This window comes from uncultured Xanthomonas sp. (genome assembly GCF_964278005.1).
GTDB classification, from domain to species: Bacteria; Pseudomonadota; Gammaproteobacteria; order Xanthomonadales; family Xanthomonadaceae; genus Xanthomonas_A; species Xanthomonas_A sontii.
This window is the reverse complement of record NZ_CAXYKF010000006.1, coordinates 597,976-619,335: the sequence shown is the minus strand read 5'-3', so window position 1 is coordinate 619,335 and position 21,360 is coordinate 597,976. Positions and strand designations below refer to the sequence as shown.

Annotated in this window: 24 protein-coding genes; 17 read left to right on the top strand and 7 right to left on the bottom strand. The window is 71.6% G+C overall.

The annotated features are described in order from the left end of the window. Positions 1-75 precede the first annotated feature (75 nt). Together msrA and ACHWVH_RS05090 are read right to left on the bottom strand one after the other, a co-directional pair. Positions 76-726 carry a peptide-methionine (S)-S-oxide reductase MsrA gene (gene msrA, locus ACHWVH_RS05095; protein WP_267117371.1) on the bottom strand — a complete coding sequence of 217 codons (651 nt, stop codon included), beginning with the start codon at positions 724-726 and terminating at the stop codon, positions 76-78. Positions 727-829: 103 nt separating this feature from the next. Next, the gene (locus ACHWVH_RS05090) at positions 830-1,351 is read right to left on the bottom strand and encodes an SgcJ/EcaC family oxidoreductase (RefSeq protein ID WP_394686785.1); all 522 of its coding nucleotides are present in this window, start codon (positions 1,349-1,351) and stop codon (positions 830-832) included. Positions 1,352-1,478: 127 nt separating this feature from the next. On the opposite strand from ACHWVH_RS05090, the gene ACHWVH_RS05085 reads away from it, so the two are divergent. From ACHWVH_RS05085 to ACHWVH_RS05075, 3 genes are read left to right on the top strand one after another with little or no spacing between them, the layout of a single operon-like run. Continuing rightward, positions 1,479-2,180 carry a helix-turn-helix transcriptional regulator gene (locus tag ACHWVH_RS05085; protein WP_295923361.1) on the top strand — a complete coding sequence of 234 codons (702 nt, stop codon included), beginning with the start codon at positions 1,479-1,481 and terminating at the stop codon, positions 2,178-2,180. Next, positions 2,177-4,087, top strand: coding sequence for an ATP-binding protein (locus ACHWVH_RS05080; RefSeq protein ID WP_394686784.1), 1,911 nt, complete (start codon positions 2,177-2,179; stop codon positions 4,085-4,087). The genes ACHWVH_RS05085 and ACHWVH_RS05080 overlap by 4 nt, the downstream gene beginning before the upstream one ends. Continuing rightward, complete coding sequence (locus ACHWVH_RS05075; protein WP_394686783.1) at positions 4,084-4,545, top strand: response regulator; 462 nt, start codon at positions 4,084-4,086, stop codon at positions 4,543-4,545. The genes ACHWVH_RS05080 and ACHWVH_RS05075 overlap by 4 nt, the downstream gene beginning before the upstream one ends. Positions 4,546-4,698: 153 nt before the next feature. On the opposite strand, the gene ACHWVH_RS05070 is transcribed toward ACHWVH_RS05075, so the two are convergent. Then, positions 4,699-4,926, bottom strand: a complete 228-nt coding sequence (locus tag ACHWVH_RS05070) for a DUF2007 domain-containing protein (protein ID WP_295907683.1) — start codon at positions 4,924-4,926, stop codon at positions 4,699-4,701. Between the two features lie 206 nt (positions 4,927-5,132). Between ACHWVH_RS05070 and ACHWVH_RS05065 the strand changes: the two genes are divergently transcribed. The 7 genes from ACHWVH_RS05065 (at position 5,133) to rlmM (ending at position 11,705) form a co-directional block, all read left to right on the top strand. Then, entirely contained in the window at positions 5,133-6,884 is a 1,752-nt protein-coding gene (locus tag ACHWVH_RS05065) for a glutamine--tRNA ligase/YqeY domain fusion protein (protein ID WP_152243394.1), read from the top strand. Positions 6,885-7,391: 507 nt separating this feature from the next. Next, positions 7,392-8,168: a helix-turn-helix domain-containing protein gene (locus tag ACHWVH_RS05060; protein ID WP_394686782.1), complete on the top strand. Its 777-nt coding sequence runs from the start codon at positions 7,392-7,394 to the stop codon at positions 8,166-8,168. 39 nt (positions 8,169-8,207) lie between these two features. Continuing rightward, a complete protein-coding gene (locus tag ACHWVH_RS05055; RefSeq protein ID WP_394686781.1) occupies positions 8,208-9,167 on the top strand; it encodes a DMT family transporter in 960 nt (319 codons plus the stop codon). A gap of 46 nt (positions 9,168-9,213) precedes the next feature. Beyond that, positions 9,214-9,594 carry an STN domain-containing protein gene (locus ACHWVH_RS05050; RefSeq protein ID WP_152235587.1) on the top strand — a complete coding sequence of 127 codons (381 nt, stop codon included), beginning with the start codon at positions 9,214-9,216 and terminating at the stop codon, positions 9,592-9,594. Positions 9,595-9,652: 58 nt separating this feature from the next. Next, positions 9,653-10,060: a hypothetical protein gene (locus ACHWVH_RS05045; RefSeq protein WP_267103538.1), complete on the top strand. Its 408-nt coding sequence runs from the start codon at positions 9,653-9,655 to the stop codon at positions 10,058-10,060. Further along, positions 10,060-10,620 carry a nucleoside deaminase gene (locus tag ACHWVH_RS05040; RefSeq protein ID WP_010340017.1) on the top strand — a complete coding sequence of 187 codons (561 nt, stop codon included), beginning with the start codon at positions 10,060-10,062 and terminating at the stop codon, positions 10,618-10,620. Before ACHWVH_RS05045 ends, ACHWVH_RS05040 begins: the two co-directional genes overlap by 1 nt. A 20-nt stretch (positions 10,621-10,640) precedes the next feature. Continuing rightward, positions 10,641-11,705: a 23S rRNA (cytidine(2498)-2'-O)-methyltransferase RlmM gene (gene rlmM, locus ACHWVH_RS05035; RefSeq protein WP_394686780.1), complete on the top strand. Its 1,065-nt coding sequence runs from the start codon at positions 10,641-10,643 to the stop codon at positions 11,703-11,705. A gap of 116 nt (positions 11,706-11,821) precedes the next feature. Here rlmM and ACHWVH_RS05030 read toward each other — a convergent pair whose 3' ends face one another. Next, complete coding sequence (locus ACHWVH_RS05030; RefSeq protein WP_394686779.1) at positions 11,822-12,937, bottom strand: Gfo/Idh/MocA family protein; 1,116 nt, start codon at positions 12,935-12,937, stop codon at positions 11,822-11,824. Positions 12,938-13,062: 125 nt separating this feature from the next. Here ACHWVH_RS05030 and ACHWVH_RS05025 point away from each other — a divergent pair, with 125 nt between their 5' ends. The 4 genes from ACHWVH_RS05025 to ACHWVH_RS05010 all read left to right on the top strand — a co-directional run bounded on the left by ACHWVH_RS05025 (position 13,063) and on the right by ACHWVH_RS05010 (position 15,713). Beyond that, complete coding sequence (locus tag ACHWVH_RS05025; protein WP_394686778.1) at positions 13,063-13,962, top strand: SMP-30/gluconolactonase/LRE family protein; 900 nt, start codon at positions 13,063-13,065, stop codon at positions 13,960-13,962. Between the two features lie 81 nt (positions 13,963-14,043). Further along, complete coding sequence (locus ACHWVH_RS05020; protein ID WP_017907756.1) at positions 14,044-14,766, top strand: hypothetical protein; 723 nt, start codon at positions 14,044-14,046, stop codon at positions 14,764-14,766. Between the two features lie 43 nt (positions 14,767-14,809). Beyond that, complete coding sequence (locus ACHWVH_RS05015; protein WP_394686777.1) at positions 14,810-15,205, top strand: EF-hand domain-containing protein; 396 nt, start codon at positions 14,810-14,812, stop codon at positions 15,203-15,205. Positions 15,206-15,392: 187 nt separating this feature from the next. Continuing rightward, positions 15,393-15,713, top strand: a complete 321-nt coding sequence (locus tag ACHWVH_RS05010; RefSeq protein ID WP_010340011.1) for a hypothetical protein — start codon at positions 15,393-15,395, stop codon at positions 15,711-15,713. 254 nt (positions 15,714-15,967) lie between these two features. Here ACHWVH_RS05010 and comJ read toward each other — a convergent pair whose 3' ends face one another. The 3 genes from comJ to ubiH form a co-directional block, all read right to left on the bottom strand. Then, a complete protein-coding gene (gene comJ, locus ACHWVH_RS05005; RefSeq protein ID WP_394686776.1) occupies positions 15,968-16,450 on the bottom strand; it encodes a competence protein ComJ in 483 nt (160 codons plus the stop codon). Positions 16,451-16,673: 223 nt separating this feature from the next. Continuing rightward, on the bottom strand, positions 16,674-17,852 hold the full coding sequence (locus ACHWVH_RS05000; protein WP_394686775.1) for a UbiH/UbiF family hydroxylase: 1,179 nt from the start codon (positions 17,850-17,852) through the stop codon (positions 16,674-16,676). Beyond that, positions 17,849-19,063: a 2-octaprenyl-6-methoxyphenyl hydroxylase gene (gene ubiH, locus ACHWVH_RS04995; protein ID WP_394686774.1), complete on the bottom strand. Its 1,215-nt coding sequence runs from the start codon at positions 19,061-19,063 to the stop codon at positions 17,849-17,851. Before ubiH ends, ACHWVH_RS05000 begins: the two co-directional genes overlap by 4 nt. A 143-nt stretch (positions 19,064-19,206) precedes the next feature. On the opposite strand from ubiH, the gene ACHWVH_RS04990 reads away from it, so the two are divergent. From ACHWVH_RS04990 to ACHWVH_RS04980, 3 genes are read left to right on the top strand one after another with little or no spacing between them, the layout of a single operon-like run. Next, positions 19,207-19,791 carry a hypothetical protein gene (locus ACHWVH_RS04990; protein ID WP_295923335.1) on the top strand — a complete coding sequence of 195 codons (585 nt, stop codon included), beginning with the start codon at positions 19,207-19,209 and terminating at the stop codon, positions 19,789-19,791. A 5-nt stretch (positions 19,792-19,796) separates the two neighbouring features. Beyond that, a complete protein-coding gene (locus ACHWVH_RS04985; RefSeq protein WP_017913876.1) occupies positions 19,797-20,351 on the top strand; it encodes a cob(I)yrinic acid a,c-diamide adenosyltransferase in 555 nt (184 codons plus the stop codon). Positions 20,352-20,375: 24 nt separating this feature from the next. Continuing rightward, complete coding sequence (locus ACHWVH_RS04980; RefSeq protein ID WP_267100011.1) at positions 20,376-21,281, top strand: histone deacetylase family protein; 906 nt, start codon at positions 20,376-20,378, stop codon at positions 21,279-21,281. Positions 21,282-21,360 lie beyond the last annotated feature (79 nt).

The following is a 21,360-nucleotide window of genomic DNA, read 5'->3' as shown; positions in this document are numbered from 1 at the left end:
CGAGACGTCACCCGCGGTCGGGGTGACCCTGGATGGCGACAGCATCCTGCGCGCACCACGCGCAGATGCGCTGGCTCAGGCCTCCAGCCCGATCGGGCAACTCACCCCGGTCCCGCCCAGGCCGCAGTAGCCGCCGGGGTTCTTGGCCAGATACTGCTGGTGCTCGTCCTCGGCGTAGTAGAACGGCGGCGCCGGGAAGCGGATCTCGGTGGTGATGGGGCCGTAGCCGGCAGCATCCAGGCGCTGCTGGTAGGCGTCGCGGCTGGCCAGCGCGGCCTCGTACTGCGCCTGGGTGGTGCAGTAGATCGCCGAGCGGTACTGGGTGCCGGTGTCGTTGCCCTGGCGCATGCCCTGGGTCGGGTCGTGGCTTTCCCAGAAGGTCTGCAGCAACTGCTCGAAGCGCACGGTCTGCGGGTCGAACGCCACCAGCACCGCCTCGGTGTGACCGGTCTGACCGGAGCACACTTCGCGATAGGTGGCATTGGGCGTCTCGCCGCCGGCATAGCCGACCGCCGTGCTGAACACGCCGGGCAGCGACCAGAACTTGCGTTCGGCGCCCCAGAAGCAGCCCAGGCCGAACTGCACCTGCTCCAGGCCGGCGAAGGCATCGCGCAAGGGGTGGCCGTTGACGAAGTGGCGGTTGTGCAGCGGCAGCGGCTGCGCGCGTCCCGGCAGGCTCTCGCCCGGGTGCGGCAGGCGCTGCTTGAAGGCACCGATTCCCAACATGGCATGGACTCCTGGCAGCGACGGCGATGTCAGGTGGATGGCGCTGCCGGAGCCCGCTTTCAAGTGCGCACGACCACCGCGGCGGCGGTGACAGGCGCGACGTTCACTTCGTTGCGGTGCTGGCCGTCGCGGCGGCGACCGGTTCCGGCATCGCCGAGCTGTGGTGGTTGATGATCAGCCAGCGCCCGTCGCGCTTTTCGTAGACGAAGGTGTAGCGCGCCTGCACCTGGCGGGTGCTGCCGTCGGGATTGTTCAGGGTGAAGGTGTAGACGCCGGCGTCGACCGCGCTGTCGTCGTCGAGCAGCCGCACCTGGCGGTAGTTGATGGCGCCGCGCGGCTTGGCGGCGAGGAAGTGGCTGAAGTAGTCCTCGATCTCGGCGCGGCTGGCGCGGACCTGGTTGGACACGGTGGGCAGCAGCACGCCGTCGCGAGCGTACAGGTCGGCCACGCGCTGCGGATTGCCGGTGGCCAGCGCCGCGTTCCAGCGGTCGAACAGGCCGGCGATCTCGCGTTCGGCGCTGCTGGCCGGTGTCGCCGGCGTACCGTCGTAATGCATCGCCGGCACGGCCAGCGCGGTGGAGGTGGTGGTCAGGCCCAGTGCCAGGGCGAACAGGATGCGACGCATGGGAAGTCTCCGTGTGCTGAGGGGATGCCGTCTCGGGGCGAAGCGAGTATCGGCAGCGGCGGCTTGCGCAACATCCGCCGGGCGGCATATCCTCGAATATGCCGTTCGGCATATCGGAGACGCGCCCGTGCACCCTCCCTCCAATGCAGGCCAGTGGCGTGAGGCACTGCGCCGCGACGCTGCCGACGCGGCGCGCTGGCAGGCGGTGGCCGCCGCCGCGGCGGCGCTGCGCGAGGCCGGCGATGCCGCGCAGGCCGCTGCGCACGTACTGGTATCTGCCAGCGCCCTGGTCGCGGCCCCGCACGCCGCGGTGCTGGCGGTGCGGGGCGCCCGCTGCCTGGTACTGGCCAGCCAGGGCGATGCGTTGCCGCCGGGCGCCAGCGTCGCCGTCGAGGCGCCGGCGCAGGCCTGGCGCCTGCGCGGCCATGCCGCCAACGAGGCGGGCGAACTGTGCCTGCCGATCGCCGCGCTGGGCGTGCCGCTGGGCACGCTGTGCCTGGGCTGGGACGCCCGCACCATCCCGGCGCCGGAAGACGTGCAGGCCTTGTCCGCGATCGCCGCGCTGCTGGCGCCGCTGGCGGCCGAACCGCCGCGTGCGCCGCGGCGACGCAAACCGGCGCATGCCGACCGCCTGGCCGTGCTCAGCGCGCGCGAGCGGCAGGTGCTGGCGCTGCTCTCGCGCGGCCTCACCAATGCCGCGCTCGGCGCCGAACTCGGCATCAGCGCCGGCACCGCCAAGGTCCACGTCGAGCGCATCCTGCACAAGCTGCAGGTGGCCGACCGCACCCAGGCCGCGGTGGTCGCGGTGCAGGCCGGGGTGGCGCTGTGAGGGCGCTGGCGCGGCGCTGGAACGACTGGCCGCTGACCCGCAAGAGCCTGGCGCTGGTGGCGTTGCCGCTGTTGCTGCTGGTGGCGGCGCTGGTGGCGATCTACAGCGTGGAGCGGCAGAACATCGCCGCCGAGAACGACGTGCGCCGCACCCTGCAGCTGCTCAGCGACCTGCACGAGGCGCATGCGCTGCTGGCCGAGACCGCCGCCGGCGTGCGCGGCTACCGGCTGGTGCGCCAGGACGCGTTCCTGACCCCGTACCGCGATGCCGAGCCGAGGCTGAAGACCGTGGTGCAGCGCCTGTCGCAACGCATCACCGACCCGCGCCAGGCGCAGCGCTTCGCCCGCATCCAGCCGCTGTTCGAGGAGAAGATGCAGGGCTGGCGGCGGCTGCTGGCGCCGGACCTGAGCCGCGAGGAAGAGATCCGCCAGCTGCGCGAGGGCAAGGTCACCCTCGACATCCTGCGCGCGGAACTGCGCGAGCTGCGCAACTACGAGACCGCGCAGTTGCAGGTGCGTACCGCCAAGGCGCAGGCGCTGCGCCAGCGCAACCTGCTGATCACCCTGTGCGCGGCGATGCTGGGCGGGCTCGGCGCGGTGCTCGCGGTGGCCTGGTTCGCCTCGTCGCTGTCGCGGCGCCTGCGCCAGCTCTCGGCCAATGCCGACCGCCTCGGCGACGGCCGGCCGCTGGCGCCGCAGCCGCCGGCCGGCGACGAACTGGGCCAGGTCGCGCAGCGCCTGCAGCAGGCCAGCACCCTGCTCGCCGCGCGCGCCGAGGAAGCGCAGTCGGCGCGCCGCGAGGCCGAGAGCGCCAACCGCGCCAAGACCGAATTCCTCTCGCGCAGCAGCCACGAACTGCGCACCCCGCTCAACGCCATCCTCGGCTATGCGCAGGTGCTGGAGATGGACCTGCCGGGCGCGGCGCAGCGCGACCACCTGCAGCACATCCTCGGCGCCGGCCGACACCTGCTGGGACTGATCACCGAACTGCTGGACATCGCCCGCATCGAGGCCGACCAGCTCGACCTGAGCCCGCGCCCGGTGCCGGTGCATGCCGCACTGGAAGAGGCGCTGGGCCTGGTCGCACCGGAGGCGCAGGCGCGCGGCATCGTGCTGCGGCCGCCGCAGTTGCCGCCGGAGTGGACCGTACGCGCCGACCCGCAGCGGCTGCGCCAGGTGCTGATCAACCTGCTGTCCAACGCAATCAAGTTCAACCGTCCCGGTGGCGCGGTGTGGGTGAGCGCCGTGCCCGAAGGCCAGTCCCTGGCCCTGACCGTGCACGACCAGGGCCACGGCCTGACGCCGGCGCAGGTGGAACGCTTGTTCACGCCGTTCGAGCGGCTCGGCGCCGAGCGCTCGGCGATCGAGGGCACCGGTCTGGGCCTGGCGCTGAGCAAGCGCCTGACCGAGGCGATGGGCGGGCGCATCGCCGTGGACAGCGGCGCGGACGGATCGCGGTTCACGATCGCGCTGCCGCTGGACCAGCCGCAGGCAGCGGCGCTGCCGGACCTGGCGGTGGCGACAACGACGGCGGGCGGGGGACATCGCCAGTTGCTGAGCGTGGAAGACAACCCGTCCAACCAGGCGCTGATCCGCACCCTGGTCGAGCGCCGCCCGCACTGGCGCCTGCACGAGGCCGCCAGCCTGGCGCAGGCGCACGCGCATCTGCAGCAGGCCACGCCCGACCTGATCCTGCTCGACCTGCACCTGAGCGACGGCAACGGCGAGGACCTGCTGCAGGCGCTGCGCGCGCAGCCGCACACCGCGGCGATCCCGGTGGTGGTGATCAGCGCCGATGCCACCGCGACCACGCTGGCCCGCGTGCAGGGCGAGCCCGTGCGTGCCTACCTGACCAAGCCGCTGGACGTGGCCGACTTCTTCTCCGTTCTGGACCGACACCTCGCATGACCCGCAACGATGTCCTCGCCGCCCGCATCCTGATCGTCGACGACGAACCGGCCAACGTGCGCCTGCTGGAAGAACTGCTGCAGCGCGAAGGCTTCCGCCAGGTGGTGGCGACCACCGACCCGCAACGGGTGCTGGGCCTGGTCGCGGCGTTCGCGCCGGACCTGATCCTGCTCGACCTGATGATGCCGGAGCTGGACGGCTACGCGATCCTGGAACAAATGGCGCGCCTGGCCGGCCCGTCCAGCTTCCTGCCGGTGATCGTGCTCACCGCCGACCCCAGCCGCAGCGCCCGCCACCGCGCCCTCGGCCTGGGCGCCAAGGATTTCCTGACCAAGCCGCTGGACACCTTCGAAGTCGCCCTGCGGGTCTGGAACGTGGCCGAGACCGTGGTGCTGTTCAAGCGCCTGCGTGCGCTGGCCGTGGCGGATGCCGTGCCCCCGGGGTGGCGGGCGGAGTGACGGGACCCGGGACCCGGGACCCGGAAAAGCGTAAATCGCGATCTGCGGTAAAAACGGCAAAGAACGTCCTCACCGGCAGTCCTCCTGCCGCAACTCGCCACGCTCGCGCTCGCCTCAGCCCCCCCGGTCCCGGGTCCCGGGTCCCGGCCTCTCCTACATCGCCCGCGTCACCTGCCCGCCCAGGCCCAGCGTCATCAGCACTTCCTGGGCCTTTTCCAGCAGTTCGTCGGCCACGCAGACATGGACCACGCCGAACGGCAGTTCGCCGGCGCCGCCGAGCAGGGCCTCGCCGAACACGAAGGCGGTGATGCCGGCGTCCTCCAGCGCGTGCTTGGCCAGGTGCGCATCGATCAGGTGCTGGGCGCGGTAGGCGATCTGCATGGCCGGCCCCTCAGCCGCGGGCGCCGCCGTCGGCGGGGTGGGCGCTGCAGGCGCGCTGCGGCCACGTGGGCTGGAGCAGATCGCCGACGACGAAGCAGGACAAGGACATGGCGGGATCTCGCAGCTGGGCCAAGCCTCAGCCTACGCGCCGGGGCGGCCGCCGGCCAGCTCGGCTAAACTTGCGCTTTACTTACTCGCTGACGCGCATGTCCGACACCCCCGCCACCGACGCCTCCGCCCCGGCCGAGAAGAAAGACTTCATCCGCCAGATCGTCCGCGAGGACCTGGCCAGCGGCAAGCACACGGCCATCCGCACCCGCTTCCCGCCCGAGCCCAATGGCTACCTGCACATCGGCCACGCCAAGGCGATCTGCCTGGACTTCGGCATCGCCGCCGAGTTCGGCGGGCGCTGCAACCTGCGCTTCGACGACACCAATCCGGCCAAGGAAGATCCCGAATTCGTCGCCGCGATCCAGGACGACGTGCGCTGGCTGGGCTTCGACTGGGCCGAGCTGCGCCACGCCTCGGACTATTTCGAGGTGTACTACCTGGCCGCCGAGAAGCTGATCCGCGACGGCCACGCCTTCGTCTGCGACCTCTCCGCCGAGCAGGTGCGCGAGTACCGCGGCACCCTCACCGAGCCGGGCCGCGACTCGCCGTACCGTACCCGCAGCGTCGAGGAGAACCTGGACCTGTTCCGACGCATGCGCGCCGGCGAGTTCCCGGACGGCGCGCGCACCCTGCGCGCCAAGATCGACATGAGCAGCGGCAACATCAACCTGCGCGACCCGGCGCTGTATCGGATCAAGCACGTCGAGCACCAGAACACCGGCAACGCCTGGCCGATCTACCCGATGTACGACTTCGCGCATTCCCTGGGCGATGCGGTGGAAGGCATCACCCACTCGCTGTGCACGCTGGAGTTCGAGGACCACCGCCCGCTGTACGACTGGTGCGTGGACAAGGTCGATCTGGCCGGCCACCCCGAACTGCTGCAGCCGCTGCTGGACAAGGGCCTGCCGCGCGAGGCGGCCAAGCCGCGGCAGATCGAGTTCTCGCGGCTCAACATCAACTACACGGTGATGAGCAAGCGCAAGCTGACCCAGCTCGTCGCCGAGGGCTTGGTCGATGGCTGGGACGACCCGCGCATGTACACCCTGCAGGGCCTGCGCCGCCGCGGCTACACGCCGGCCGCACTGCGCCTGCTGGTCGACCGGGTAGGCATCAGCAAGCAGAACTCGGTGATCGATTTCTCGGTACTGGAAGGCTGCCTGCGCGAAGACCTGGACGCGCACGCCGCGCGGCGCATGGCGGTGATCGAGCCGCTGAAGCTGGTGCTGAGCAACCTGCCCGAGGGCCACAGCGAGACGTTGACCTTTTCCAATCACCCCAAGGACGACAGCTTCGGCACGCGCGAAGTGCCGTTCTCGCGCGAACTGTGGATCGAGCGCGAGGACTTCGCCGAAGTCCCGCCCAAGGGCTGGAAGCGGCTGGTGCCGGGCGGCGAAGTGCGCCTGCGCGGCGCCGGCATCGCCCGCGTCGACGAAGTGATCAAGAACGACGCCGGCGAGATCGTGGAACTGCGCGGCTGGCTTGACCCGGAATCGCGCCCGGGCATGGAAGGCGCCAACCGCAAGGTCAAGGGCACCATCCACTGGGTCAGCGCCGCGCACGCGGTCGAGGCCGAGATCCGCCTGTACGACCGCCTGTTCTCGGTGGAAAAGCCCGACGACGAGTCCGACGGCAAGACCTACCGCGACCACCTCAACCCCGACTCCAAGCGCAGCGTGCGCGGCTACGTCGAACCCGCCGCCGCCCAGGCCGCGCCGGAGCAGGCGTTCCAGTTCGAGCGCACCGGCTATTTCGTCGCCGACCGCTACGACCACCGCGCCGACGCGCCGGTATTCAACCGCAGCGTGACCCTGCGCGATACCTGGAGCGGCGGCCAGGGCGGCTGACCAAGCGCGTGTGCGATGCCTCCAGCGACGGCGATGTCCTGGAGGAAGGCAGCGCATCGGCCGCAGACCGTGTGCCCGAACATCTGCCGCGTCGTTCGGCGCTATCGCGTCGGGACTGAAGTCCCTCCCACAGGATGGCTGCATGCGCGGCCGCTTCCTGCAGGGCTAGCGTTAGCGTTGTTTTATTGGTGAGGCATCGCGCTGAAGCGGGGGCTAAAAAGCCGGGATTGGGGACTTGGGATTGGGGATTCGGAACCCCGCAAATCGGGACCCGAAATTTTCCGCAAGTGCTGGGCGGTTGCGATTGCACTGTGGGAGGGGCTTCAGCCCCGACGGGCTTTACCGATAACGCCTGTCGGGGCTGAAGCCGCACCCACCGTGGAGTCGCGGAGTGGCTTTTTGTCGCCAGAGGCGCCGCACATACCGTGCACTCGCGAAAAATCCCCAATCCCCAATCCCCAATCCCCGCCCTTCCCCCGCCACCGCCCGCGCGCTAGCGTAACGGGCATGTCCCCCGCCTCGTCCTTCAGCCTGCGCAGCTACGGCCGCGACGGCGCCGCCCATCAGCACGACCACGTGCAGTTGGTGCTGCCGTTGCACGGCTCGATGGAACTGGAGGTGGACGGCCGCGGCGGCTATCTGGACCGTTTCCGCGCCGCGGTGGTCGCGCCGCAGACCCGGCATGCGCAGTCCGCGCTGGATGCCAACCGCTTCCTGATCGTCGATTGCCGCGCCGATGCCTTCGGCGACGACGCGCTGGAGCGCCTGCGGCGACGGCCGTTCCTCGACCTGCCGCCGCCGCTGCAGGATCTGCTCGCCGACCAGACACCGCATCCGGACCTCACTGCCGCCCATGCACGAGCCGGCGCCGCCGTGCTGGCCTGGCTGCAGGCGGACACCGCGCCGCGCGGCTGGCAGCGGCTGCAGGCGCTGTGCCGGCGCATCGAGGCCGCGCCCGGCCAGGACTGGCCGGTGCGGCGCATGGCGCTGCTGGCGCACCTGAGTCCGAGTCGCCTGCACGCGCTGTTCCGCGCCGCATTCGGGCGCACGCCGCAGGACTGGGTGGCGGCACGGCGGCTGGACTGGGTGCGCCGGCAACTGGCTTATGGCAGCCGGCCGATCGCCGCCCTGGCCCAGGACAGCGGCTATGCCGACCAGAGCGCGCTGACCCGCGCGCTCAAGCGCAGCACCGGACAGACGCCGGCCGCCTACCGTCGCCGTCATCGTCCGGCGCCAGGACAGGAGTCTGGGACAAGCCGGCCGCCGCAGGCGCCGGCATGCTGAGCCGTCACGGCTGACACGGCCGATACGGAAACGAACCGCATGCGCGAACGTCTATGGGCAGGGGTCGGCAGCGGCATGGTCGCGGGCGCGCTGTGGGGCCTGGTGTTCCTGGCGCCGCAACTGCTGAGCGCCTTTTCGCCGCTGCAACTGGCCATCTCGCGCTACCTGGCCTATGGCGCCATCGCTGCCGTGGTGCTGCTGCCGCACTGGCGCACCGCCACCGCGCCGCTGGGCGCGCCCGAATGGTGGGCGCTGCTGCGCCTGAGCCTGCTCGGCAACATCGTCTACTACGTGCTGCTGGGCAGTGCGGTGCAGTGGGCCGGCGGCGCCGCCACCGCGCTGATCATCGGCCTGTTGCCGGCGGCGGTCACGGTGATCGGCTCGCGCGCGGCCGGCGCGGTCCGCCTGCGCCGGCTCGCCGCGCCCTGCGCGCTGTGCGTGCTCGGGGTGGCGCTGGTCGCGGTGCAGACCCTGGCCGTGGCGCGGCCGCACATTCCCGCCAGCCTCGGCCTGCGTGCGGCGGGACTGGCCTGTGCGGTCGGCGCGCTGGCGTGCTGGACCGCCTACTCGATCAAGAACGCGCGCTGGCTGCGGCGGCGCCCGGACCTGTCCGGCCGCGACTGGTCGCTGCTGACCGGCGTGGTCACCGGCGCGCTGGCCCTGACCCTGGCGCTGCCGGCGTTCGCCCTGTCAGGCACGGCCCATGCCGGCGCCGACTGGATGCGCTTCTGGGGCATGTCGCTGGTGCTGGCGCTGTTCGCCTCGGTCATCGGCAACGCCTGCTGGAACCACGCCAGCCGGTTGCTGCCGCTGACCCTGGTCGGGCAGATGATCGTGTTCGAGACCGTATTCGCGCTGCTGTACGGCTTCCTGTGGGAACAGCGCTGGCCGACCGCGCTGGAACTGCTGGCGATCGCCTGCCTGCTCGGCGGCGTGCTGTGGTGCACCCTGGTGCATGCGCGGCCGCAACCCGCCGTGCGCGAAGCCAAGCCCGGTTAAGCGGCGCTGCCTAGACTTGCGCAGGTCCTCCAACGGGAATCGCGCCATGCACACCGTCCTGCGCCGTTGCTGTCCCGCTCTCGTCCTAGTCGCCGCACTGGCTGGCTGCCATGCCTCCAACGCGCCATCCGGCGCGGCGCCGAACCCGGCCGCCAACGCCAGCGCACCGGCGGCAACCGGCAAGTGCGACACCGTCCCCGACCACGCTTACGACCTGCCGGCCGGGCGCTTCGATGAGGTGTCGCAGCAACTGGCCCACGCCACCGGCTGCATGGTCGTGTACCGCGATCCAGGCCTCGCCTCGCTGCCGGTCAACGCGGTGAAGGGACAGGTCAGCATCCGCCAGGCGCTGCACCAGGCGCTGGACGGCACGGCGTTGCGGATCGCGCAGGAGAACGCGGACACGTTGACGGTCGTGCGCCGCTGAACCGGCGGCGGCGCGGGGGTTGCTACCATGGCCGCACTCCACCGCACGGAAGATCGCCATGCCCCGTCATTTCGCGTCGTTGCTGTGTTCCCTGTGCCTGATCGCCGGCATGCTGCTGTCCAGCGCCTGCGCGCGCAGCGAGACCGCCAAGCCGTCGGAGCCGGCGCCGGCACCCACGGCATCCGCACCGGGCCTGCCGATCAAGGTCGACACCAGTTGCCGCACCGATGCCGACTGCACCGTCAAGAACGTCGGCAACTGCTGCGGCGCGATGCCGGCCTGCGTCAACCGCGACAGCCCTACCGATCCGCAGGGCGTGATGGCGCAGTGCCAGGCCAGCGGGCGCATGAGCGTGTGCGGCTCGCGCGCGATCGCCGGCTGCTCGTGCGTGGCCGGGCAATGCAGCGCGCGCCCCGCGCAAGCCGATACACTGCGCGCCCCCCAGCCTGCCGAACCCGTCCGCTGATGCTCTACGCGCAAGTCCACCTCACCCTGCCCGCCTGGATCCACGACGCGGTCGATCCGCAGGCCGTCTACGCCAGCGACGCCGACAAGGTCGCGCTGGCGGTGGAACTGTCGCGGCTGAACGTGGATGCCGGCAGCGGCGGCCCATTCGGCGCGGCGGTGTTCGGCCCGGACCACCGCATCATCGCCGTCGGCGTGAATCGCGTGGTACCGCAGACCACCTCGCTGGCGCATGCCGAGAACATGGCCTACATGCTGGCCCAGCAGCGCCTGCAGACCCCGCGGCTGAACGCGGTGCTGTCGCCGGTGACCCTGGCCACGTCCTCGCAGCCGTGCTGCCAGTGCTACGGCGCCACCATCTGGGCCGGCATCGACCGCCTGCTGATCGGTGCCAGCGCCGAGGACGTGATGGCGCTGACCCCGTTCGACGAAGGCCCGCTGCCGGCGGACTGGGTCGGCGAGTTGCAACGCCGCGGCATCGAGGTGGTGCGCGGCCTGCACCGCGACGCTGCCTGCGCGGTGCTGCGCCGCTACGGCGAACTCGACAGCCCCCGCTACTGATCCCGCCGGAAGGCTTGCCCATGTCCTTCGAGAACGGCCCGCTGGTCCATGGCCTGCTGTGCTACTGCCGGCCCGGCTTCGAACCCGAACTGGCGGCCGAGCTCAACGCCCGCGCCGGCGAGGCCGGGCTGGCCGCCTACGCGCGCACCGAGCGCAACAGCGGCTACGCGCTGCTGCTCAGCGACACCGCGGTGCCGGCGCAGGCGCTGCCCTGGCGCGGGCTGATCTTCGCCCGGCAGAAGCTGCAGTTGCTGGCCGACCTGCGCGAGCTGCCGGCCAACGACCGCATCGCGCCGATCCTGCAGGCGCTTGCCGGACAACCGCGCTTCGGCGACCTGTGGGTCGAACATCCGGACTCGGACGCCGGCAAGCCGCTGTCGGGCCTGGCGCGCAGCTTCGGCAACGCGCTGCGCCCGGCGCTGCGCAAGGCCGGCCTGCTCAGCGACAAGCCGCAGCCGCGGCTGCCGCGCCTGCACGTGTGCTTCGTGACCGGCACCCACGCCCTGCTGGCGGTGGCCGACAGCGAGGACAGCGCGCCGTGGCCGCTGGGCATCCCGCGCCTCAAGCTGCTGCCGGAGGCGCCCTCGCGGTCGGCCCTGAAACTGGAAGAAGCGCTGCTGGCGCTGCTGACCCCGCACGAGCGCGAGACGCTGCTGCGCCCGAGCATGCGCGCGGCCGACCTCGGCGCCGCCCCCGGCGGCTGGACCTGGGTGCTGACCCGCCAGCACCTGCACGTGACCAGCGTGGACAACGGCCCGCTGCGCCAGCATGTGCTCGACAGCGGCCTGGTCGACCACCTGCGCGCCGACGGCTTCCACTGGAAACCGCCGCAGCCGCTGGACTGGATGGTCTGCGACATGGTCGAGCAACCGCGCCGCGTCGCCGAGCGCATGGCCACCTGGTTCCGCGAGGGCTGGTGCCGGCACGCGATCTTCAACTTGAAGCTGCCGATGAAGAAGCGCTGGGACGAGACCCGGCTGTGCCTGGACCTGTTCGCCGAGCGTGCCGAGCGCCCGCTGCAGCTGCGCGCCAAACAGCTCTACCACGACCGCGAAGAGATCACGGTGCTGGCGATCCCGGGCTGAGCGGTCGCGCGTCCACATCCGGTGTTTCGTAGCAGCGGCTCGGCCGCGATGGGTTTCCCGGGAAAGCCATCGCGGCTGAAGCCGCTCCTGTGACAAGCGCATTGGCGCCGCCACCGCTACAGCGCGATCCGCGCCCCGTCCTCCCGCGCCGAACGCTGGATGGCCTCGACGATGCGGATATCGCGCAAGCCTTCTTCGCCGGGCACGCGCAGCGGCGTGCCCTGCAGGATCGCCAGCGCATCCTCGTCCATCTGCAGCGCCTGCTGGTGGTGCACCCGCGCGTCGAACAGGCGGCCATCGCTGGCCCGGCCGCGCACGCCGTCGTAGGCCTGGAACGGCGCCAGTTCGTACCAACCCTTCGCGCACTCGGCGCGCAGCAGGTTCATGGTGCGGCCGAAGCTGGCCGCGCAGCTCGCGGTGATCCCATGCGGAAACTCCAGGGTGAAGTGCATGTGCTCGTCGACCTCGTCGAACAGCGCGGGCCGATCGGTGGAACGCCGCGCGCTGACTGCCAGCGGCTCGGCGCCGACCGTGTAGCGCGCCGCGTTGAGCGGATACACGCCCATGTCGTACATGGCGCCGCCGCCATACTCCGCGCGCAGCCGCCACGGCCGCTGCGCCGGGTCGGTGTCGCCATAGCCGGCGTAGCCCGCCTCGGCGCGCACTCGGCGCATCGCCCCGAACGGACGCGCGCCGGCCAGGGCGATGACGCGCCGGGTGTTGGGCTCGTGCTGCATGCGGTAGCCGATGCTCAGCCGCACCTTGTTGCGTGCGCAGGCCTCGATCATCGCCTGCGCCTGCTCGGCGTGCAGCGCCATCGGCTTCTCGCACCACACGTGCTTGCCGGCGGCCGCGGCGCGGAGGCTCAGCGGCGCATGCAGATGCGTCGGCGTGACCACGTAGACCACGTCGATGTCCGGGTTGTCGGCGATGCGTTCCAGCTCGTCGTAGCTGTAGACGTTGCGATCCGGGATGCGGTAGCGCGCCTGCCACTGCGGGATCTTCTTCGGCGAGCCGGTGACGATGCCGGCCAGGCGACAGTGCTTGGTCAGGGCGAGACCCGGAGCCAGACGGCTGCTGGCGTACTCGCCCAGGCCGACCAGGGCCACGCCCAGCGGCTTGCGGCGTCGCGCCGACGCGGCGGCCCAGGCGGGCGTTCCCAGCAGGCCGGCGGCACCGGCGGACAGGCCGGCCAGCAGCAGGCGGCGGCGATTCGGCGAGGACGGCAGCATGCGCAACTCCGACCGGGAGGGTTGCCCACCCTAACCGCTTGCGCGGCATCGCCACTGTGAGCGCCATCGCGCGACGCGCCGGGGCCTCTGGCACACTGCCGCCTCCCCCGCCGTCCGGAGACCCGATGCGCTGCCGACCGCTGCTCGCCGCCCTCGCCCTGCTGCTGGCTGCCCCGGCCGGCGCGCAGGAGCCCCTGTTCCGCGCCCGCGACCTGGTCGGCGATGGCATGTTCACCGACAAGATCGAAGGGCCTGCGACCGGCCCTGATGGTGCGCTGTACGTGGTCAACTTCGCCCACGACGGCAGCATCGGCCGGGTCCGGCGCGATGCCGCCGGCCGCGCGCAGGCCAGCCTGTTCGTGGATCTGCCCGACGGCAGCATCGGCAACGGCATCCGCTTCGACCGCCGCGGACGCATGTACGTGGCCGACTACGGCCGGCACCGCATCCTGCGCATCGCCTTGCCGAGCAAGCGCATCGAGGTCTACGCCACGCTGCCGGGCGCGTTCCAGCCCAACGACATCGCGATGGCGCCGGACGGCACCCTGTACGCCAGCGACCCGGACTGGAAGCACGACGGCGGCCAGCTGTGGCGCATCGACCGCGACCGCAGCGCGCATCTGCTCGAGACCGGCATGGGCACCACCAACGGCATCGAGGTCAGCCCCGACGGCAAGCGCTTGTACGTCAACGAGAGCGTGCAGCGGCGGATCTGGGTCTACGACCGTGCGGCCGACGGCGCCGTCTCCAACAAGCGGCTGTTCGCCAGCTTCACCGACGCCGGCCTGGACGGCATGCGCTGCGACGTCGACGGCAACCTGTACGTGGCCCGCTACGACGCCGGCAAGGTGATCGTGCTGGCGCCCGACGGCACGCTGCTGCACGAGGTCGCGACCAAGGGCCGCAAGCCCACCAACCTGGCCTTCGGCGGCGCCGACGGGCGCGATGTCGACGTGACCCTGCAGGACCGTGGCGCGATCGAAACCTTCCGCAGCGACCGCCCCGGCCGCGAGCACGGACGCTGATGGGATGCGTATCGCAGCGGCGTCTCAGCCCGCGCAATGGTCCCCTGGCATCCTGGCTGCACTGACTGGAGGGCCGCGCACATGCAGCCGATCGAACTGAACAACCCGGCCGGCTTCGCCGACGAATTCCTGCGCCTGACCCTGCTGCAGGGCTTCCAGTCGCTGACCAAGCGCGACCTGGAACTGCTGATCTTCGTGTTGCTGGAACGCGACGGCGCGATCTCGCGCAGCGATTCCAACAACGCAGTGGCGATGCGCCTGCGGGTGACCCCGGCCAAGGTCAAGGGCCTGCGCCGCGACGGCTATGCGCGCTGGCGTGCGCTGGTGCCGGAGGACAACGAGGCGGCGCTGCAGCGCATCGTCGCCACGGTGCTGACCGAGGACAACCTGCGCGCCGGGGCAAAGCATGTCAGCGAGCGCAGCAAGAAGGACGGCTTCCTGGCGATCCGCATCGAGCATCCCGACGACCAGCAACGCTTCGAACAGGCCATCGTCGACGTCGGCGCCATGCCCGTGTACGAGCGCAACCGCGACGTGATGGCGGTGCGCTTCGACACGCTGCTGAAGATCGCCGAGCGCTGGGGCTACCTGCAACCGGAGCCGGAGAAGGTGACGCACGAACTGCAGAAGCTGGCGCCCACCGCCGAGGAGGTCGCCGATCTATTGAAGAAGGACGTGAGCAAGCTACGCTGGGAGGACGTGCGCCGCGCGCTCAACAGCCTCGGCGCCAAGGCCGTCGCCAGCACCGCCGAGGGCGGGCTGAAGGGCCTGTTGAAGCTCGCGTTTCCGTTCATCCCCGGCTGAGCCGGGGCCGCCATCCATCGCCATACTGGAGTCCGTTGTGTCCATGTCCTGCCGTTCCCTCGCCCTGCTCTGCTGCCTGTGCGCCTGCGTCGCGCCGGCCGCGGCGCAGAATCTCAACACTGCCTCCAGCGCCACCACCGAGCCGCTGCGCGACGTGCCGGTCAACGTGCGCGCGCAGCCGCTCAGCAATGGCGTGGTCACTCACCAGGTGCAGTTGCCGGCCACGCCCGGCGAAGCGCAGGTGACCGTGCGCAGCATCCAGCCGGACCGTGTGGCCGGCAGCTACCGCATCGACTTCGAGGCGCTGGACACCGACCGCGACGGCTACATCAGCCGCAGCGAAGCGCAGGCCAATCCGTCGCTGGCCGACGAGTTCGACGCGCTGGACACCACCCGCAGCGGTCGCCTCAGCCGCGCGCAGCTCGCCGGCTGGCTGTAGCCGCAGCGACATGCGTCCCGGCGCCGCCGTGAAGGACGCCGGGACGCCGTCGGTCGCGGCCCAAGGCATATTGGAAACGCTTGCTAAACAGCGCCGACGTGCAGATGCGAACGCCCGATTTTTTTAGTGTCGATTAATTCGGCCAGGCCTATGTTCTTGACTCCTTCCCAGCAACAGGAGTCGTGCCATGAACCGCATCGTTCCTCGTCTCGTTCCGTTCGCGTTCGCGCTGCTTGCCGCGCCGGCGCTGGCCATGGCGCAGTCGGCGCCGGACGAAGTGACCCTGCACCAGAACGGCCAGATCATCAATGTCACCTCGGTCGAACCCAACTCGATCGTCGGCGACTACCACATCGACTTCGCCAAGCTCGACCGCAACCATGACGGCTACATCAGCCGCGCCGAAGCCAAAGCCGACCCGACGCTGTACGCCGAGTTCGATGCCGTCGACGTGCATCACCACGGCCGCCTGAGCAAGGCCGACCTGGAAGGCTGGATGTCGACGTGACGCGACTCACGCGTAGACTGACCCGCACCCTCTCCACCACGCGCGCCGCCTGCGGCCTTCCCGCCGCATGCGGCGCGATTGTTTTCTGAAGCGACAACACCGCAGACACCGGCAACGCGAGCGCCACAGCATCGCGCAACCGCATCACCCACACTGACGCCGCCATCGCCGCTGCATCGACCCGATCTCCTCGCAGCGCGTGTCTTCCACCACGCCACCCCGCCGCTCGGCCTCGCTCACCGCGCTGACGACAGCTACAGCAGTCCCTCCTGCAGCGGCGCATCCCGCACCCCGCCCCAGGGATCGTCCAGCAGATAGCGCGCCGCGACCGACTGCGCAGCCGGCACCAGGGTGAGCCGGTAATCCACCTCGTCGTCGCCTTCGCAGACTTCGTAGTACAGCGCGTAGTCACCAGGCTGCAGCGCCAGCGTCACATCGAAGGCCTCGGCGGCGGACGCCACCTGCACCCGCGCATCCGGATCCACCCGGAACGGCACCTGCATGCGCCGCTGCGCACGCGGATCGGGCGCGAACGCCTCGGCCAGCACCAGGTGCACCTGCGCGCCGAACGCGTCCTCGGGCAACGGATCGAACACCACGTAGTCGCGATGCAGGATCACCCCCTGCTCCAGGTTGCGCGGCCCCCAGCGGCAGGCGGCCTCGTCGAAGGCGCGGGCGCGCAGTTGCAGTTGGCTGTGGGAAATCAAAAGATCCACGTTCTGTGTCGCGTCTTGCATCGTCATCCTCCATGGCAGGGACGCGGCCTGCGTGCTGCGCTTCGCGCCCTCCCCTCACCCCACCCCCTCTCCCGAGGGGAGAGGGGCTCAAGCAAACCAGCCGAAGCTGGCTCTTCCTTCTCCCTCCGGGAGAAGGTGCCCCCGAAGGAGCGGATGAGGGTACGGGCGCCGCTCGCCGCGCGTGGTCGAATCTGCGGCCGCCGCGTCCGGCCGGAACGTGCGCTCACACGCCGGAAGCGCGCTTCCAGAAACCGTGCATCAACAGCGGCAGCTTGCCGGCCAGGCCCAGCAGCGGGCCGCGCAGCAGGGTGAGGTGCAGCTCGTCGTTGGAGAACAGCCGGTTGATCGCATCGAAGCCGTAGGCGGCGACGGTGTTGTCGCTACGGCGGCCACGCGCCCAGCGCGCCAACCGCTGCGGCGCCGCCCAGTCCACGCGCTGCGCCTGCGCCTGCTGCACCAGTGTCGCCAGCGCGGCGACGTCGCGCAGGCCCAGGTTGACGCCCTGCCCGGCCAGCGGGTGCACCACGTGCGCGGCATCGCCCAGCACCAGCAGACGACCGCGCTGGTAGGCCTCCACCAGTTGCCGGCGCAGCGGGAAGCCCAGCCGCGGCGACAGCGCGCGCACCGCACCCAGGCGGGCGCCGAAGGCCTGGGTCAGTTCGGCGCCGAACGCCGCATCGTCCAGCGCCAGCACCCGCGCCGCCTCGGCCTCGGGCAAGGTCCACACGATCGAGCTGCGGCCGTCGGCGAACGGCAGAAACGCCAGGGGGCCGCCCGGCAGGAAACGCTGCCAGGCCGTGTCCTGGTGCGGCTGTTCGGTCTGCACGAAGGCGACCACGCCGCGCTGGCCGTAGTCATGCGCCGGCGCGTCCAGCCCGGCCAGGCCGCGCACCGTGGACTCGGCGCCGTCGGCGGCGATCGCCAGACGCGCGTCCAGGCGGCTGCCGTCGTCCAGGCGCAGGCGCGCACGCTCGGCCGATGGCTCCAGCGCCTCCACCCGTGCCGGGCAATGCACCTGCACGCCGGCCGCCGGCAGCGCCGCCCACAGCTGTTCGACCAATAGATTGTGTTCGACGATCCAGCCGAGTTGGTCGCGGCCCAGGGTGTCCGCGTCGAAGGCCAGCTCGCCACCGCCGCCGGCATCCCACACGCGCATGCGCCGGTACGCGCTGGCGCGGTTGGCGACGACCTGCGGCCACACGCCCAGGCCCTGCAGCAGCGCCGCATTGTCCGGGGCGAAGGCGTAGACGCGCAGGTCCGGCGTGTCGGCCGACCAGCGCGGCGGCTCGCGGCCCTCGACCAGCGCCACCGCCAGGCCTTCGCCGGCCAGGGCCAGCGCGCAGGCCGCGCCGACCACGCCGCCGCCCACCACTACCACATCCAGCACACCGCGCCGGCTCATGCGCGCGTCTCCCGGCACAGCTGCGGCACATCGCCGCGGAAGCCCATCGCGCCGCCGACCAGGAACGACTGCAGCGGCGCGGCCTGCGCCGCCGCCAGCAGGCCCAGGCTGCGCAGCGGGCGCAGCAGCGGGGTCGGATTGGCGGTCAGCCGCGCCAGCCCGCCGGAGAACGTCACCGTGCGCTGGCGATCCTGCTCGCGGCGCTGCGCGTACTGCTGCAGCAGCGCCGGCGCGCCCGGGTCGGTGCCGTCGCGCTCGATCAGTTCGGCCAGGGTCAGCGCATCGCGCAGGCCCAGGTTGAAGCCTTGCGCGCCCAGCGGGTGCAAGGTCTGCGCGGCATTGCCCAGCAGCACCGCGCGCGCATCGGCCAGCCGCTCGGCCAGCACCTGCACGATCGGATAGGCACTGCGCTCGCCGCTACCGAGCAGGCGGCCGACGCGCCAGCCCAGCGCGTCCTGCAGCCGCTGCAGCCAGGCGCCCTCGTCCAGCGCCGCCACCGCGTCGGCGTCCTCGGCGGCCACCGCGTGGATCGCGCCGTAATGGCGGTCGCCGCGCGGCAACAAGGCAGTCGGGCCGTCGTCGCGGAAGCGCTCGTAGGCGGTGCCGTCGGGCTGGCGGCTGCCGCGCACCCGCGCCACGAACAGGGTCTGCTGGAAATCGTGGCGCGTTGCGGCGATGCCCAAGGCCTCGCGCACCGCGCTGGCGCTGCCGTCGGCACCGACCAGCAGGCGCGCGTGCAGGACCTGCTCGCTGCCGTCGCGCAGGATCCGCACCCGGCGCTCTCCATTCTCGGCGTCGGGCTCCAGCGCCACGAACTGCGCCGGGCGGTAGCGGGTCAGCTGCCGCGTCGCCGCCAGGCTGGCCTCCAGCGCCTCGCCGAAGTCGCGCGCGACGACCACCTGGCCGAAAGCCTCGCGCCCGTAGTCGGCGGCTTCCAGCCGCACCCGGCCGAAATCGCCGGCGCGGCTGACGTGGATGCGGCGGATCGGGCCGGTCGGCGTGCGCAGCCGCTGCATCACCCCAAGCGCGCTCAGCGCGTTCACCGTGGCGGCAGCGAAGCTGAGGTTGCGCTGGTCGAATACCGGCGGCAACGCGCCCGGCGGCGCGGCCTCGACCAGGCCCACGTCCACCCCCAGCCGGTCCAGGGCGATGGCCAGGCTGGCGCCGACCAGGCCGCCGCCGACGATCACTACGTCATGTCGTTTGCTCATCCGGCCATGATACGACCGGCACCCGTCTGGCCGGTGAGCGCCACCGCCCAGCTTGCGCACCGTGGCGGCAGCGGCGCACGGCGCTCGCGCGCGCCACGCTTCCAGTAGAATCCGGGGTCTTACGTGCCCCGGTGCCCGCCGTCATGACGCCTTCCGCCCACCGCCTCCCCGCCCTGCTGCTGTTGACCGCGCTGCTGGCCGCGACCCGCATCAACCACTTCGGGGCGATCCCGGACGCGTCGTGGGCGGTGTTCTTCGTCGGCGGCTTCTACCTGCGCAGCTGGACGCGCTGGGCGTTCCCGCTGCTGATGGCGCTGGCGGTGCTGGTCGACTACCTGGTCATCCGCAGCCAGGGCCTGGATTTCTGGCAGCACTACTGCGTGTCGCCGGCCTACTGGTGCCTGATCCCGGCCTATTTCGTGCTGTGGGCCGGTGGCGCCTGGCTGGCGCGGCGCTACCACGGTGCCGACTGGCGCGCCCTGGGCCTGGCCGCCGCCAGCCTGCTGGTGGCGGTGGCGCTGTGCCACCTGCTGGCGCAGGGCAGCTTCTACTGGGTCAGCCGCAGCGTGCCGAACCCGACCCTGGCCGGCTGGTGGCAGAACTACAGCGACTGGCTGCTGCCCTACCTGGGCAGCGCCAGCCTCTACGTGGCGCTGGCCGCGGCGATCCAGGTCGGCGTCGAGCAACTGGCGCGGCTGGGCCAGCGCGGCCAGCCGGTCGGTCACTGACCGGGATGGGCAACCGCCTCTCCAAGATCTACACCCGCACCGGCGACGACGGCAGCACCGGCCTGGGCGACGGCAACCGGGTCGGCAAGGACTCGGCGCGGGTCGCAGCCTACGGCACCGTGGACGAGGCCAACTCGGCGATCGGCGTGGTCCTGGCCTGCCCGCTGGCCGAGGACGTGCGGCACCTGCTGACCGCGATCCAGCACCAGTTGTTCGATCTCGGCGGCGAGCTGTGCATCCCCGGCCACGCGGCCATCCATGCCGCCGACATCGATGCGCTGGAACGGCACCTGGACCGCTACAACGACACCCTGCCGCCGCTGCAGGACTTCATCCTGCCCGCCGGCGGCGAGGCGGCGGCGCGCTGCCACCTGGCCCGCACCATCGTGCGCCGCGCCGAGCGCGAGACGGTGGCGCTGTCGCGGCAGGACGCGGTGCGCCCGGAAGCGGTGCGCTACCTCAACCGCCTGTCCGACCTGCTGTTCGTGCTGGCGCGGGTGCTGGCGCGGGCCGACGGCCACGGCGAAGTGCTGTGGCGCCACGACCGGCGCCAGGCCTGAGCCACGCCCGGGCCGCGGCCGCGCATGCTGATCTATACCCATCCTGCCTGCCTGGGCCACGCGCCCGGACCGGAACACCCGGAACGGCCCCAGCGCCTGGAGGCGGTGACCACCGCGCTGCGCGAGGCCTTTCCCGCGCTGGAATGGCGCGAGGCGCCGCTGGCCAAGCTCGGCGACCTGGCCCGGGTCCATGAGCGCGAGCTGATCGATCGCGTTCTGGCCGACCTCGACGGCCCGCAGATGCTCGACGTGGACACGGTCCTCTCGCCCGGCTCGCGCGCGGCCGCACTGCGCGCCGCCGGCGCCGGCATCGCCGCCGTGGATGCGGTGATGCACGGCGTCAGCGACACCGCCTTCTGCGCGGTACGCCCGCCCGGCCATCACGCCACCGCCGACACCGCGATGGGCTTCTGCCTGTTCAACAACGTGGCCGTGGCCGCCGCCCACGCCCGCGACACGCACGGCCTGGAGCGGATCGCCATCGTCGATTTCGACGTGCATCACGGCAACGGCACCCAGGCGATCTTCGAGCGCGAGCCGAAGGTGCAGTACCTCAGCACCCACCAGTCCGGGCTGTTCCCGCACACCGGCGGGGTCCACGACCGCGGCGTCGGCAACCTGCACAACGCATTGCTGCCACCGGGCAGCGGCGGTTTCCGCTTCCGCAACACCTGGGCCGACCAGATGCTGCCGCTGCTGGACGCGTTCAAGCCACAGCTGCTGCTGATCTCGGCCGGCTTCGACGCGCACATGCGCGACCCGCTGGCCGACCTGATGCTGGAGACCGAGGACTTCGGCTGGATCACCGCCGAACTGCGCGCAGTCGCGCAGCGGCACGCGCGCGGCCGGGTGGTGTCCCTGCTGGAAGGCGGCTACGACCTGCAGGCCCTGCGCGAGGGCAGCGTCGCCCACGTCGACGCGCTGCGCTGAGGGTCCGCGCCCGCGCGGCGGCGGCCGCGGCGCGCACACCCGGATCGAAACCCCGCCCCGCCAGGCCGATGAACCCCGT